Below are 14,946 nucleotides of genomic sequence, written 5' to 3' on the forward strand. Positions count from 1 at the left end.
GAAATTCACACACCCTTCGCAGCAGTGCGCACCAGAACCAGGCCGCCGTTCGGACCGGGGACCGCGCCCTTGATCAGGAGCAGGCCCTTCTCGGCGTCGACGGCGTGAACGGTCAGGTTCTGGGTGGAGACGCGCTCGTTACCCATGCGGCCTGCCATGCGCACGCCCTTGAACACACGACCCGGGGTGGCGCAGCCACCGATCGAGCCGGGCGAGCGGTGCTTGCGCTGCGTACCGTGCGAGCTGCCGAGACCCTTGAAGCCGTGTCGCTTCATGACACCGGCCGTGCCCTTGCCCTTCGAGGTGCCCATGACGTCGACCTTCTGGCCGGCCTCGAACACCTCGGCGGTGATCTCCTGCGCCAGCGTGTACTCGCCGGCGTCGGAGGTGCGGAGCTCGACCAGGTGGCGACGCGGGGTCACCCCGGCCTTGGCGAAGTGGCCGGCGAGCGGCTTGTTCACCTTGCGCGGGTCGATCGCGCCGAACGCGATCTGGACGGCGGAGTAGCCGTCGACCTCGGCGTTGCGGACCTGGGTCACGACGCAGGGCCCGGCTTCGACCACAGTCACTGGAACGACGCGGTTGTTCTCGTCCCAGACCTGGGTCATGCCGAGCTTCTTGCCCAGAATGCCCTTCATCTGCTTCGTCATCGTCGGTGCGTCCTCAGAGCTTGATCTCGATGTCGACGCCGGCCGGCAGGTCGAGACGCATAAGCGAGTCGACCGTCTTCGGCGTGGGGTCGAGGATGTCGATGAGCCGCTTGTGAGTGCGCATCTCGAAGTGCTCGCGCGAGTCCTTGTACTTGTGCGGCGAGCGGATGACGCAGTACACGTTCTTCTCGGTCGGCAGCGGCACCGGTCCCGCAACCTGCGCACCAGTACGCGTCACCGTCTCGACGATCTTCTTCGCCGAACTGTCGATGACCTCGTGGTCGTAGGCCTTGAGCCTGATGCGGATCTTCTGTCCCGCCATGGCTGCTTCGAATTCCTTCTCTCGTACCGCTGCGGATCACCCCCGCTGACACGGGGAGAAGACTTGGGCTGAAAACCCCTTGGGGTTTCCCTTCCCCGCCGACCCCCGCGGTCGGGCGTGTCGCTCTGTTGCTCACAAGCACCCCTTGGAAACCCTTACGGGCGGCCTGGGGGCCTGGGCAACGTACTCTCGGCGTCACCTTCGCTGCGGCAAGCGAAAGGACGACACGAGGTCGCTAAGCGACGACGCCGGCTGCATGGGTGGCAGGACAGAAGTCCACCGATTGTTCGGAGTCAACAGGGCCGGCGCCCGATTCCGTCTGTGCGACAGGCACGGCGCAGCCCGTTGTCTATCCGAGCAACTTGGCTAGTATGCCCCACGAATGGCGGGCTTGGCCAATCGAGCGACTCTCCCAGGTTTGAGAGAGCCCCCGAGCGATGGATATCCGGTCCCACCTAGGGGGTGGAATCGATCCGGACAAAGCCCCGCCCGCCGACCCAGGTGGACCGGCGGGCGGGATTTCATCACTTCTTGATCTTGACGACCTGGCCGGCGCCCACGGTGCGGCCACCCTCGCGGATGGCGAAACGCAGGCCCTCTTCCATGGCGATCGGCTGGATCAGCGCGACGTCCATGCCGGTGTTGTCACCCGGCATGACCATCTCGGTGCCCTCGGGGAGGGTCACCACGCCGGTCACGTCCGTCGTACGGAAGTAGAACTGCGGCCGGTAGTTGTTGAAGAAGGGGGTGTGACGGCCACCCTCGTCCTTCGACAGGATGTAGACCTGGGCCTCGAACTCGGTGTGCGGCGTGACCGAACCGGGCTTGATGATGACCTGGCCGCGCTCGACGTCCTCGCGCTTGATGCCACGGAGGAGCAGACCGACGTTCTCGCCCGCCTGACCCTCGTCGAGCAGCTTGCGGAACATCTCGATGCCGGTGACCGTGGTGGTGGTCTTGGTCTCCTTGATGCCGACGATGTCGACAGTCTCGTTGACCTTGACGATGCCACGCTCGATGCGGCCGGTGACGACCGTGCCACGACCGGTGATCGTGAAGACGTCCTCGACGGGCATGAGGAACGGCTTGTCGGTGTCACGCGGCGGGGTCGGGATCGCCTCGTCGACGGCGGCCATGAGGCCGAGGAGCTTCTCGCCCCACTCCTTGTCGCCCTCGAGCGCCTTGAGCGCCGAGACCCGCACGACCGGAAGGTCGTCGCCCGGGAACTCGTACTCGGAGAGGAGCTCGCGCACCTCGAGCTCGACGAGCTCCAGGATCTCCTCGTCGTCCACCATGTCGGCCTTGTTCAGCGCGACCACGATGTACGGAACGCCGACCTGGCGGGCCAGGAGCACGTGCTCCTTGGTCTGCGGCATCGGGCCGTCGGTGGCGGCGACCACGAGGATCGCGCCGTCCATCTGCGCGGCACCGGTGATCATGTTCTTGATGTAGTCGGCGTGCCCGGGGCAGTCGACGTGCGCGTAGTGACGGTTCTCCGTCTGGTACTCGACGTGCGCGATCGAGATCGTGATACCGCGCTGCCGCTCCTCCGGCGCCTTGTCGATCTGGTCGAACGGCGTGAAGGGGTTCAGGTCCGGGTACGCGTCGTGCAGCACCTTGGTAATCGCCGCGGTCAGCGTCGTCTTACCGTGGTCGATGTGACCAATGGTGCCGATGTTGACGTGCGGCTTAGTCCGCTCGAACTTAGCCTTCGCCACTGGGGTCCTCCTGTGGACTGGTTCTTTACGCCGTACGACGTCGGGTATCGGGGGTGAGCCGGGGCGGGGGCACCGGAGTCCTGTGGACCCCGGGTCCCCCTGGTATCGCTGATGCCGCGGTGGCGGTGATTACTCGCCGCGCGACTTGGCGATGATCTCCTCGGCGACGTTCCTCGGAACCTCGGCGTAGGAGTCGAACTGCATGGAGTAGCTCGCGCGACCCGAGGTCTTGCTGCGGAGGTCGCCGACATAGCCGAACATCTCCGACAGCGGGACCAAAGCCTTGACGACGCGCGCACCAAAGCGCTCGTCCATGGCCTGGATCTGGCCGCGACGCGAGTTGAGGTCGCCGATCACATCGCCCATGTAGTCCTCGGGCGTGGTGACCTCGACGGCCATCATCGGCTCCAGAAGAGCCGGACTGGCCTGCCGAGCCGCTTCCTTGAACGCCTGCGAACCGGCGATCTTGAACGCGAGCTCGGACGAGTCGACCTCGTGGTAGCCACCGTCGATCAGCGTCAGACGCACGCCGACCATCGGGTAGCCGGCGAGAACGCCGTACTGCATGGCCTCCTGCGCACCCGCGTCCACCGAGGGGATGTACTCCCTGGGGATACGGCCACCGGTGACCTTGTTGACGAACTCGTACGCGTCACCCTCGAGCGGCTCGAGCGCGATCTGCACCTTGGCGAACTGACCGGTACCACCGGTCTGCTTCTTGTGCGTGTAGTCCACGCGCTCGACGACCTTGCGGATCGTCTCGCGGTAGGCCACCTGCGGCTTGCCGACGTTGGCCTCCACGCGGAATTCGCGCTTCATCCGGTCGACCAGCACCTCGAGGTGCAGCTCGCCCATGCCGCCGATGATCGTCTGGCCGGTCTCCTCGTCCGAGTGCACCTGGAACGAGGGGTCCTCGGCGGCGAGGGACTGGATGGCGACACCCAGCTTCTCCTGGTCGCCCTTGGACTTCGGCTCGATCGCGACCTCGATGACCGGGGCCGGGAACGTCATCGACTCGAGGATCACCGGGTTCGCCGGGTCGCAGAGCGTCTCACCGGTGGTGGTGTCCTTGAGACCCATCACCGCGATGATGTCGCCCGCGCCGACCGACGGGATCTCCTCACGCTTGTTCGCGTGCATCCGGTAGATCTTGCCGATGCGCTCCTTGCGCCCCTTCACCGAGTTCAGCACGGAGCTGCCGGCTTCCAGGACACCCGAGTAGACCCGGACGAAGGTGAGCTTGCCCAGGTGCGGGTCACGCATGATCTTGAAGGCGAGGCCCGCGAAGGGCTCGTCATCGCGCGGCTGGCGCACGATGACCTCTTCCTCCTTGTTCACCGCGTGACCCTGGATGCCCTCGATGTCGAGCGGCGACGGCAGGTAACGGACGACCGCGTCGAGCAGGGGCTGAACACCCTTGTTCTTGAACGCGGTACCGCAGAACACCGGAGTGAACGTCGGCTTGCCCTTGTTCTCACCCTTGGTCGAGGCGATGGTCGCGCGACGGATCGCGGCGATCAACTGCTCCGTGGTGGGCTCCTGGCCCTCCAGGTACAGCTCCATCATCTCGTCGTCGTACTCGGCGATCGTCTCGAGCAGCTTGCCGCGGTACTCGGCGGCGGCCTCGGTGTGCGTGGCCGGGATGTCGACGACGTCGTACATCTCGCCCTTGGCCGCCTCGGCCGACCAGACCAGCGCCTTCATGGCGACCAGGTCGACAACACCCTGGAAGTCCATCTCGGTGCCGATCGGCAGCTGCATGACCAGCGGAACCGCGCCCAGTCGCGCGTCGATCATGTCGACGCAGCGGTGGAACTCGGCGCCGGTGCGGTCGAGCTTGTTCACGAAGCAGATGCGCGGCACGCCGTACCGGTCGGCCTGACGCCAAACGGTCTCGGACTGCGGCTCCACGCCGGCGACACCGTCGAAGACGGTGACGGCGCCGTCGAGCACGCGCAGCGAACGCTCCACCTCGACGGTGAAGTCGACGTGGCCGGGGGTGTCGATGATGTTGATCGTGTGATCGACGTCGTCGAGCGTCCAGTGACAGGTCGTCGCGGCAGACGTGATGGTGATGCCGCGCTCCTGCTCCTGTTCCATCCAGTCCATGGTGGCAGCGCCCTCATGAACCTCACCGATCTTGTAGTTGACCCCGGTGTAGAACAGGATCCGCTCGGTGGTGGTGGTCTTGCCCGCGTCGATGTGGGCCATGATGCCGATGTTTCGGACCTTGGCCAGATCAAGAGCAGTGGTAGCCATCGTGGCTTGTCTTCTCTCGGCTTCTCGTCGTTGCGGGTGGAACTACCAGCGGTAGTGCGCGAAGGCCTTGTTGGACTCGGCCATCTTGTGGGTGTCCTCGCGGCGCTTGACCGCGGCACCCAGACCGTTGCTCGCGTCCAGGAGCTCGTTCATCAGACGCTCGGTCATCGTCTTCTCGCGACGGGCGCGGGAGTAGCCGACGAGCCAGCGGAGAGCGAGGGTCGTGGAGCGGCCCGGACGGACCTCGACCGGCACCTGGTAGGTCGCGCCACCGACACGGCGGCTGCGGACCTCGAGGGTCGGCTTCACGTTCTCGAGGGCGCGCTTGAGCGTGATGACCGGGTCGGTACCGGTCTTCTCGCGGCAACCTTCGAGTGCGCCGTAGACGATCTTCTCGGCGACGGAGCGCTTGCCGCTCATCAGGACCTTGTTCACCAGCGAGGTGACCAACGGCGAGTTGTAAACCGGGTCGATGATGACCGGTCGCTTGGGGGCAGGGCCCTTACGCGGCATTAGCTCTTCTCCTTCTTCGCGCCGTAGCGGCTGCGCGCCTGCTTGCGGTTCTTGACACCCTGGGTGTCGAGCGAACCACGAATGATCTTGTAGCGGACACCGGGGAGGTCCTTCACACGACCACCGCGAACGAGCACGATCGAGTGCTCCTGGAGGTTGTGACCCTCACCGGGGATATAGGCCGTCACCTCGATGCCACTCGTGAGGCGCACACGCGCGACCTTGCGAAGCGCCGAGTTCGGCTTCTTCGGCGTCGTCGTGTAAACACGGGTGCACACGCCGCGACGCTGCGGGCTCCCCTTGAGCGCCGGAGTCTTGGCCTTGTCGACCTTGTCCTGGCGGCCCTTTCGGACCAGCTGCTGGATCGTGGGCACCGCGTCTCCGTCTTCTTCGTGCCGAGCGGTCTTTTTGAAGCGACTGCAATGTCTGAATCGGCCTGCATCCCGGTCGACGCCGGAGCCACCCGCAAGTCCGACCCCCGCGGTCGGGCGTGTCGCCCGGTCTTGGGAGTGTGCTTGCTCAGGAGGCTGTGGGTCGGTCTCTCGCGCCCTCTCACGCACGCATCCCGTCGGGATTGCGGTGAGCGCAGGCACAAGAGCCCGGGGACACCCCAGGCACAAGGAGAGAGACTACCTACCACAGCAGCAGAGGTCAAAGCGAAAAGAAAGACCCCCGCCACGACATGGAATTCGGCGCTCTCACCTTGGTGGAGCACCGAATCGTTCAGGGCGGTACATCACCCTCCGAGCCCCACCGTACCCGGCATTGCGGCCTGAGGCGAACGAGCGCGCGCCCTGCGCCCACCGGATGGCGGGAACGTGACTCAGCACACCGCGCGGAGCGCGCCGAACAGGTTCAGGTACTCCGAATACTCGTGGCCGTCGGAGTCCAGCACGAGCACCACGATGGCCAGTGCCAGCAGAGCCAGTCCGATCCAGCCCAGGACCACGCCGGCGATCGCCATGCCGCGGCCCTGCTGCCCGGTGCGCGCGGTCTGGGCCAGCGCTATGTGCCCGAAGATCACCGCGAGCAGGCTGCCCAGCCAGTACAGCCAGACGATGCCCAGGATCATCGACGCGATGGCCAGGCCGTTGGTGCCCGGCTGGGGCAGGTAGCCGCCGTAGCCGGGGTGTTGGTAGTAGCCGTATCCGTACGGCGGCTGCTGCCCGTACTGGGGCGCCTGGCCGTAGCCGTACGGAGCGGGCGACTCCCCCGGCCCGTAGCCGTACCCGTAGGGCGGGTAGGGCTCGCCGTAGGGGCTCTGCGCGTCGCCGTGCGGCTGCTCGTGGTAGGGGCCGTACTCGGACCCGCCAGGGGTGCTCATGGGGTTCTCCCGGAGTGGGACGGCGCGTTGGAAGCATCGTCGCACCGATCGGGGCCGTGGTGGAGGGGTCTGCCTGGACAGAGGTACGGACATGGGACAGGGCCGCCACCCCGAAGGGTGACGGCCCTGTCCCTGTCACGGCTTTGCCGAGGGCGGATCAGCCCTGGTAGCCGCCGAAGTCGTACTCCTCCAGCGGGACGGCCTGGCCGGAGCCCGAACCGAACGCGGAGTAGTCGGCCTCGTCGTACCCGGACATCGAGTACATCGCCGCCTTGGCCTCTTCGGTGGGCTCGACCCGGATGTTGCGGTAGCGGGGCATGCCCGTACCGGCCGGGATGAGCTTGCCGAGGATCACGTTCTCCTTCAGGCCCAGCAGCGGGTCCGACTTGGCGTGGATCGCCGCGTCGGTCAGCACTCGGGTGGTCTCCTGGAAGGAGGCCGCCGACAGCCACGACTCGGTGGCCAGCGACGCCTTCGTGATGCCCATGAGCTGCGGACGACCCGAGGCCGGGTGCCCGCTCTCGGACATCACCCGACGGTTCTCGGTCTCGAACCGGCCGCGCTCGACGAGCTCGCCCGGAAGCAGCTCGGCGTCGCCCGACTCGATGATCGTCACGCGGCGGAGCATCTGCCGAATGATGATCTCGATGTGCTTGTCGTGGATCGACACACCCTGCGAGCGGTAGACCTGCTGGACCTCCGCCACGAGGTGGATCTGCACCGCACGCTGGCCGAGGATGCGCAGCACGTCGTGCGGGTTGACCGCACCGACGAGCATCTTCTGACCGACGTCGACGTGGTCGCCCTCGTCGACCAGCAGGCGCGAGCGCTTGCTGACCGCGTACGCCAGTTCCTCGGAACCGTCGTCCGGGACCACCACGACCTTGCGGGTCTTCTCGGTGTCCTCGATGCGCACCCGACCAGCCGCCTCGCTGATCGGGGCGACACCCTTGGGGGTGCGCGCCTCGAAGAGCTCGACGACACGCGGCAGACCCTGCGTGATGTCGTCACCCGCCACACCACCGGTGTGGAAGGTACGCATCGTCAGCTGGGTGCCGGGCTCACCGATCGACTGGGCGGCGATGATGCCGACCGCCTCGCCGATGTCCACGAGCTTGCCGGTCGCCAGCGAGCGGCCGTAGCACATGGCGCACGTACCGACCTTGGACTCGCAGGTCAGCACCGAACGCGTCTTCACCGACTCGACGCCTTCGGCGACGAGGTGGTTGATGATCACGTCGCCGAGGTCGGCGTTGGCCGGGGCCAGCACCTTGCCGTCGACGACGACGTCCTCGGCCAGGTTGCGGGCGTACACGCTGGTCTCGACGTCGTCGTCCTTGCGGAGCACGCCGTCGGCACCGCGGGTGGCGATCGACAGGACCAGACCGCGGTCGGTGCCGCAGTCCTCCTCGCGCACGATCACGTCCTGCGAGACGTCCACCAGACGACGGGTCAGGTAACCCGAGTCGGCGGTACGCAGCGCGGTGTCGGCCAGACCCTTACGGGCACCGTGCGTCGAGATGAAGTACTCGAGGACGGACAGGCCCTCACGGAAGGACGCCTTGATGGGACGGGGAATCGTCTCGTTCTTGGCGTTCGACACCAGACCACGCATACCCGCGATCTGACGCATCTGCATCATGTTTCCGCGAGCACCCGAGTCGACCATCATGAAGATGGGGTTCGTCTTGGGGAAGTTCAGGTTCATCGCCTCGGCAACCTCGTTGGTCGCCTTGGTCCAGATCTGAATCTGCTCCTGCTGACGCTCGTCCTTGGTGATCAGGCCGCGCTCGTACTGCTTCTGGACCTTCTCGGCCTGGGCCTCGAAGCGCTCCAGGATCTCCTTCTTCGCCGGCGGAACGACGACGTCGGAGATCGAGACGGTGACACCGGAACGGGTGGCCCAGTGGAAGCCGGCCTCCTTCAGGTTGTCCAGCGTTGCCGCCACGACCACCTTCGGGTACCGCTCCGCCAGGTCGTTCACGATGATCGACAGCGTCTTCTTGCCGATCTCCTCGTCGACGAACGGGTAGTCCGCCGGCAGGAGCTCGTTGAACAGCGCGCGACCGAGCGAGGTGCGCACGCGCAGCGGCGAACCCGGCTCCCAGCCCTCCGGCGCGACCCAGCCGCGCGACGGGACGGTGCCCGCCGGCAGTCGCAGCTCGATCTTCGCCTGCAGGTCGAGCTCACGGGCGTCGAACGCCATGATCGCCTCGGCCGTGGACGCGAAGACGCGCCCGTCGCCCTTGGTGTTCTCCCGCTCGGAGGTCAGGAAGAACAGCCCGAGCACCATGTCCTGGGTCGGCATGGTGACGGGGCGACCGTCGGCCGGCTTCAGGATGTTGTTGCTCGACAACATCAGGATGCGGGCCTCGGCCTGCGCCTCCGCGGAGAGCGGCAGGTGAACGGCCATCTGGTCACCGTCGAAGTCCGCGTTGAACGCGGTGCACACGAGCGGGTGAATCTGGATGGCCTTGCCCTCGACGAGCTGCGGCTCGAACGCCTGGATGCCCAGACGGTGCAGCGTCGGTGCACGGTTGAGCAGCACCGGGTGCTCGGCGATGACCTCTTCGAGCACGTCCCACACCACGGGGCGGGCACGCTCGACCATGCGCTTGGCCGACTTGATGTTCTGCGCGTGGTTGAGGTCCACCAGGCGCTTCATCACGAACGGCTTGAACAGCTCGAGCGCCATGGCCTTCGGCAGACCGCACTGGTGCAGCTTGAGCTGCGGGCCGACGACGATGACCGAACGCGCGGAGTAGTCCACGCGCTTGCCGAGCAGGTTCTGGCGGAAACGACCCTGCTTGCCCTTGAGCATGTCGGACAGCGACTTGAGCGGCCGGTTGCCCGGGCCGGTCACCGGACGACCGCGGCGGCCGTTGTCGAACAGCGCGTCGACGGCCTCCTGGAGCATCCGCTTCTCGTTGTTCACGATGATCTCGGGGGCACCGAGGTCGAGCAGACGCTTCAACCGGTTGTTGCGGTTGATCACGCGGCGGTACAGGTCGTTCAGGTCGGAGGTCGCGAAGCGGCCACCGTCCAGCTGCACCATCGGACGCAGGTCCGGCGGGATCACCGGGACGCAGTCCAGGACCATGCCGTTGGGGCTGTTCCGGGTCTGCTGGAACGCGGAGACGACCTTGAGGCGCTTGAGCGCCCGGGTCTTCTTCTGGCCCTTGCCGGTGCGGATGATCTCGCGCAGTTTCTCCGCCTCGGCGTCGAGGTCGAAGGACTCCAGCCGACGCTGGAGCGCCTGCGCGCCCATGCCGCCCATGAAGTACGTGCCGAAGCGGTCACGCATCTCACGGAAGAGGATCTCGTCGCCTTCGAGGTCCTGGACCTTGAGGTTCTTGAACCGGGTCCAGACGTCGTCGAGGCGGTCGAGCTCGCGCTGGTTGCGGTCGCGCAGTTGCTTCATCTCGCGCTCGGCACCTTCGCGCACCTTGCGGCGGACGTCGGACTTGGCGCCCTCGGCCTCCAGCTCGGCGAGGTCGGTCTCGAGCTTCTTCTGGCGCTCTTCGACGCTGGCGTCGCGACGCTGCTCGATCTGCTGACGCTCGACCGAGATCTTGGCGTCGAGGGACGGCAGGTCGCGCTGGCGACGCTCGTCGTCGACGTACGTGATCATGTACGCCGCGAAGTAGATGACCTTCTCGAGGTCCTTCGGGGCGAGGTCGAGCAGGTAGCCGAGGCGGCTGGGCACGCCCTTGAAGTACCAGATGTGCGTGACCGGCGCGGCGAGCTCGATGTGGCCCATGCGCTCACGACGCACCTTGGCGCGAGTGACCTCGACGCCGCAGCGCTCACAAATGATGCCCTTGAAGCGGACGCGCTTGTACTTGCCGCAGTAGCACTCCCAGTCCCGGGTCGGACCGAAGATCTTCTCGCAGAAGAGCCCGTCCTTTTCCGGCTTCAGGGTGCGGTAGTTGATGGTTTCGGGCTTCTTGACTTCACCGTGCGACCACTGGCGAATGTCGTCTGCGGTAGCGAGGCCGATACGCAGCTCGTCGAAGAAGTTGACGTCGAGCACTGTTTCGTCAATCCCTCTTTCGGGGTTTGGTCCCGGCGGTCACGGCGGGGGCTGTGCCGTGCTCACCAGTGTGTGTCTTCATCAGGACTGGGGTCGAAATCCCGGGGCCGGCCTCACGGCCGGACCCGGGAGGGAGCCTCAGACCTCTTCGACGCTGCTCGGCTCACGCCGCGACAGGTCGATACCGAGCTCCTCCGCAGCGCGGAAGACGTCCTCGTCGGTGTCGCGCATCTCGATCGACATACCGTCGCTGGAGAGGACCTCCACGTTGAGGCAGAGCGACTGCATCTCCTTGATGAGCACCTTGAAGGACTCGGGGATGCCCGGCTCCGGGATGTTCTCGCCCTTGACGATCGCCTCGTACACCTTCACGCGGCCGAGGACGTCGTCGGACTTGATGGTCAGCAGTTCCTGGAGCGCGTAGGCGGCACCGTATGCCTCGAGTGCCCACACCTCCATCTCACCGAAGCGCTGGCCACCGAACTGGGCCTTACCACCCAGCGGCTGCTGGGTGATCATCGAGTAGGGACCGGTCGACCGGGCGTGCAGCTTGTCGTCGACCAGGTGGTGCAGCTTGAGGATGTACATGTACCCGACCGATACCGGGTGCGGGAACGGCTCGCCGGAGCGGCCGTCGTACATCTTCGCCTTGCCGGTGCCGTCGATCAGACGGACGCCGTCGCGGGTCTTGTTGGTCGAGTCGAGGAGACCGGTGATCTCCTCCTCGCGCGCACCGTCGAAGACCGGGGTGGCGACGTTGGTGCCGGGGGCACCCTGGTCGGCCGCGATCGCCCGGAGGCGACCCTTCCAGTCCTCGTCGTCGCCCTCGACGCTCCAGCCGGTCTTGGCGATCCAGCCGAGGTGCGTCTCCAGGACCTGACCCGGGTTCATCCGGGACGGGACACCGAGCGGGTTGAGGATGATGTCGACCGGGGTGCCGTCCTCCAGGAACGGCATGTCCTCGACCGGCAGGATCTTCGAGATGACGCCCTTGTTGCCGTGCCGACCGGCGAGCTTGTCACCGTCGGTGATCTTGCGCTTCTGCGCGACGTAGACGCGGACCAGCTGGTTCACGCCCGGCGGCAGCTCGTCGCCGGCCTCGCGGTCGAAGACGCGGACGCCGATGACCTTGCCCGACTCGCCGTGCGGGACCTTGAGCGAGGTGTCGCGCACCTCGCGCGCCTTCTCGCCGAAGATCGCACGGAGCAGACGCTCCTCCGGGGTCAGCTCGGTCTCGCCCTTGGGCGTGACCTTGCCGACCAGGATGTCGCCGGGTACGACGTCGGCGCCGATCCGGATGATGCCGCGCTCGTCCAGGTCCGCGAGGACCTCTTCGGAGACGTTCGGGATGTCCCGGGTGATCTCCTCCGGGCCGAGCTTGGTGTCGCGGGCGTCGACCTCGTGCTCCTCGATGTGGATCGAGGAGAGGACGTCGTCCTGCACCAGACGCTGCGACAGGATGATCGCGTCTTCGTAGTTGTGGCCCTCCCACGGCATGAATGCCACGAGCAGGTTCTTGCCGAGGGCCATCTCGCCCTCTTCGGTGCACGGACCGTCGGCCAGCACCTGGCCGGCCTCGACCCGCGCGCCCTCGTCGACGACGACCTTCTGGTTGAAGGACGTGCCCTGGTTCGAGCGCATGAACTTCTGCACGCGGTACGTGGTGTACGTCGCGTCGTCGTTCATCACGGTGATGTAGTCGGCCGAGACGTCCTGGACCACACCGGGCTTCTCGGCGGTGATCACGTCGGCGGCGTCGACCGCGGCGCGGTACTCCATGCCGGTGCCCACCAGCGGGGACTCCGCCTTCAGCAGCGGCACGGCCTGGCGCATCATGTTCGAGCCCATGAGCGCGCGGTTCGCGTCGTCGTGCTCGAGGAACGGGATCATCGCGGTCGCGACCGACACCATCTGGCGCGGCGAGACGTCCATGTAGTCGACTTCGTCGCCGGGGATGTAGTCGATCTCGCCGCCGCGGCGACGCACGAGCACACGGGCCTCGGCGAACGAGTCGTCCTCGTTCAGCGGCGCGTTCGCCTGGGCGATGACGAAGCGGTCTTCCTCGTCGGCCGTCAGGTAGTCGATGCCGTCGGTGACCCGGCCCTCGATCACCTTGCGGTACGGGGTCTCCACGAAACCGAACGCGTTGACCCGACCGTAGGACGCGAGCGAGCCGATCAGGCCGATGTTCGGGCCTTCGGGGGTCTCGATCGGGCACATCCGGCCGTAGTGCGACGGGTGCACGTCACGGACCTCGAAGCCGGCCCGCTCACGGGAGAGACCGCCGGGGCCCAGCGCGGACAGACGACGCTTGTGGGTCAGGCCCGACAGCGGGTTCGTCTGGTCCATGAACTGGGACAGCTGGCTGGTGCCGAAGAACTCCTTGATGGAGGCGACGACCGGCCGGATGTTGATCAGGGTCTGCGGCGTGATCGCCTCGACGTCCTGGGTGGTCATGCGCTCGCGGACGACGCGCTCCATCCGGGCCAGGCCGGTACGGACCTGGTTCTGGATGAGCTCGCCGACGTTGCGCAGACGACGGTTGCCGAAGTGGTCGATGTCGTCGACCTCGACCACGATCTCCTGGCCGGAGGCGCCTTCCATCTCGGTCTCGCCGGCGTGCAGCTTGACCAGGTACTTGATGGTGGCGATGACGTCCTCGACGGTCATCACGCCGGCGTCCAGCGCCTGCTCCACACCGAGCTTCTTGTTCACCTTGTAGCGGCCGACCTTGGCGAGGTCGTAACGCTTCGGGTTGAAGTAGAGGTTCTCGAGCAGAGTCTGCGCGGCCTCGCGGGTCGGCGGCTCCCCCGGACGCAGCTTGCGGTAGATGTCCAGCAGCGCGTCGTCCTGGCCCTGGGTGTGGTCCTTCTCCAGGGTCTGCCGCATCGACTCGTACTGGCCGAACTCCTCCAGGATCTGGGAGTCGGTCCAGCCGAGCGCCTTCAGCAGCACGGTGACGCTCTGCTTGCGCTTGCGGTCGATGCGGACACCGACGGTGTCGCGCTTGTCGATCTCCAGCTCGAGCCAGGCGCCACGCGAGGGAATCACCTTCGCGCTGAAGATGTCCTTGTCGGACGTCTTGTCGACCTGGCTGTCGAAGTACACACCCGGGGAGCGAACCAGCTGGGACACCACGACACGCTCGGTGCCGTTGATGATGAAGGTGCCCTTGTTCGTCATGAGCGGGAAGTCGCCCATGAAGACCGTCTGGCTCTTGATCTCGCCGGTCTCGTTGTTGGTGAACTCGGCCGTGACGAACAGCGGCGCCGAGTACGTGAAGTCGCGCTCCTTGCACTCCTCGATGGAGTTCTTCGGAGGCTCGAACCGGTGGTCCCGGAACGTCAGGGACATCGAACCGGAGAAGTCCTCGATCGGAGAGATCTCTTCGAAGATCTCTTCGAGGCCGGACTTGGTGGGCACATCCTGTCCGCCCGCGAGGGCGGCCTCGACCCGTGCCTTCCACGCACTGTTGCCGAGCAGCCAGTCGAAGCTCTCGGTCTGCAACGCGAGAAGGTTCGGAACCTCCAGGGGTTCCCTGATCTTGGCGAAGGAGATGCGGAGCGGGGCAGTGGCGGCGCCGGGGTTGGTAGCGGAGGCGGTGCGCGAGGCGGCCAAGAGGGGTCCTTCCGAGGGCTCGGACTCACTATGCGCATACTGGACGGCCCGGGTTCATACACCGGGAGAAGTCAATAGGCAGCGCAAAGGGTCAGTGTAGCCACAAGGCACACCGCTGTCCAGCCCCTATGAAGGGCCGGTCCACCACCCGGATTCAGAAACCATCCGGCAACCGTGCTTCAGGGGTGCGTCCGAAGAATTGCGCGCCCCGATCCGTTCGTCAAGGGGTTGCTTTCCCCCTCAGAGCCGACGGAACCCTTCCGCGCCCCGAGAAAACCGGACGTAGGTCCCGATCCCGCGGCCTGCGACGAGAGTCTCGTCACATCGGCCGACCGGGTTCGCGCGGAACCTCGGGAAGCCTGAAAAACACGGTAGACCGCCGGTCCGACAACGCCCGGATCCGGCGCTCGAAGGGCGACCCGCGCGCCCTGGCGCGCGCCCTCGGCAGGCTACGACGGCCCTGGTGCGAGGGGGTTCGGCGGGCGCTCGGAGTGTTGGGAGTATCACCC

Annotated in this window: 9 protein-coding genes; all 9 read right to left on the reverse strand. The window is 66.3% G+C overall.

Annotated elements, in window-relative coordinates; translation table 11 throughout:
- Window positions 1-5: 5 nt before the first annotated feature.
- The 9 genes from rplC to rpoB all read right to left on the reverse strand — a co-directional run bounded on the left by rplC (window position 6) and on the right by rpoB (window position 14,437).
- A complete protein-coding gene (gene rplC / locus ACFZBU_RS22535; protein WP_391585394.1) occupies window positions 6-650 on the reverse strand; it encodes a 50S ribosomal protein L3 in 645 nt (214 codons plus the stop codon).
- 13 nt (window positions 651-663) lie between these two features.
- Complete coding sequence (gene rpsJ, locus ACFZBU_RS22540) at window positions 664-972, reverse strand: 30S ribosomal protein S10 (protein ID WP_020549238.1); 309 nt, start codon at window positions 970-972, stop codon at window positions 664-666.
- 524 nt (window positions 973-1,496) lie between these two features.
- Window positions 1,497-2,690 carry an elongation factor Tu gene (gene tuf, locus ACFZBU_RS22545; protein ID WP_391585395.1) on the reverse strand — a complete coding sequence of 398 codons (1,194 nt, stop codon included), beginning with the start codon at window positions 2,688-2,690 and terminating at the stop codon, window positions 1,497-1,499.
- A 129-nt stretch (window positions 2,691-2,819) separates the two neighbouring features.
- Entirely contained in the window at window positions 2,820-4,949 is a 2,130-nt protein-coding gene (fusA, locus tag ACFZBU_RS22550) for an elongation factor G (RefSeq protein ID WP_391585396.1), read from the reverse strand.
- 42 nt (window positions 4,950-4,991) lie between these two features.
- Window positions 4,992-5,462, reverse strand: a complete 471-nt coding sequence (gene rpsG / locus ACFZBU_RS22555) for a 30S ribosomal protein S7 (RefSeq protein ID WP_020549241.1) — start codon at window positions 5,460-5,462, stop codon at window positions 4,992-4,994.
- Window positions 5,462-5,836: a 30S ribosomal protein S12 gene (gene rpsL, locus ACFZBU_RS22560; RefSeq protein ID WP_020549242.1), complete on the reverse strand. Its 375-nt coding sequence runs from the start codon at window positions 5,834-5,836 to the stop codon at window positions 5,462-5,464. Before rpsL ends, rpsG begins: the two co-directional genes overlap by 1 nt.
- Window positions 5,837-6,285: 449 nt before the next feature.
- Window positions 6,286-6,786: a DUF4190 domain-containing protein gene (locus ACFZBU_RS22565; protein ID WP_391585397.1), complete on the reverse strand. Its 501-nt coding sequence runs from the start codon at window positions 6,784-6,786 to the stop codon at window positions 6,286-6,288.
- A 157-nt stretch (window positions 6,787-6,943) separates the two neighbouring features.
- A complete protein-coding gene (locus tag ACFZBU_RS22570; RefSeq protein WP_391585398.1) occupies window positions 6,944-10,819 on the reverse strand; it encodes a DNA-directed RNA polymerase subunit beta' in 3,876 nt (1,291 codons plus the stop codon).
- Between the two features lie 138 nt (window positions 10,820-10,957).
- The gene (gene rpoB, locus ACFZBU_RS22575) at window positions 10,958-14,437 is read right to left on the reverse strand and encodes a DNA-directed RNA polymerase subunit beta (RefSeq protein ID WP_391585399.1); all 3,480 of its coding nucleotides are present in this window, start codon (window positions 14,435-14,437) and stop codon (window positions 10,958-10,960) included.
- Window positions 14,438-14,946: the final 509 nt, after the last annotated feature.

Source organism: Embleya sp. NPDC008237 (genome assembly GCF_042956465.1).
In the GTDB taxonomy this organism is placed as follows: Bacteria; Actinomycetota; Actinomycetes; order Streptomycetales; family Streptomycetaceae; genus Embleya.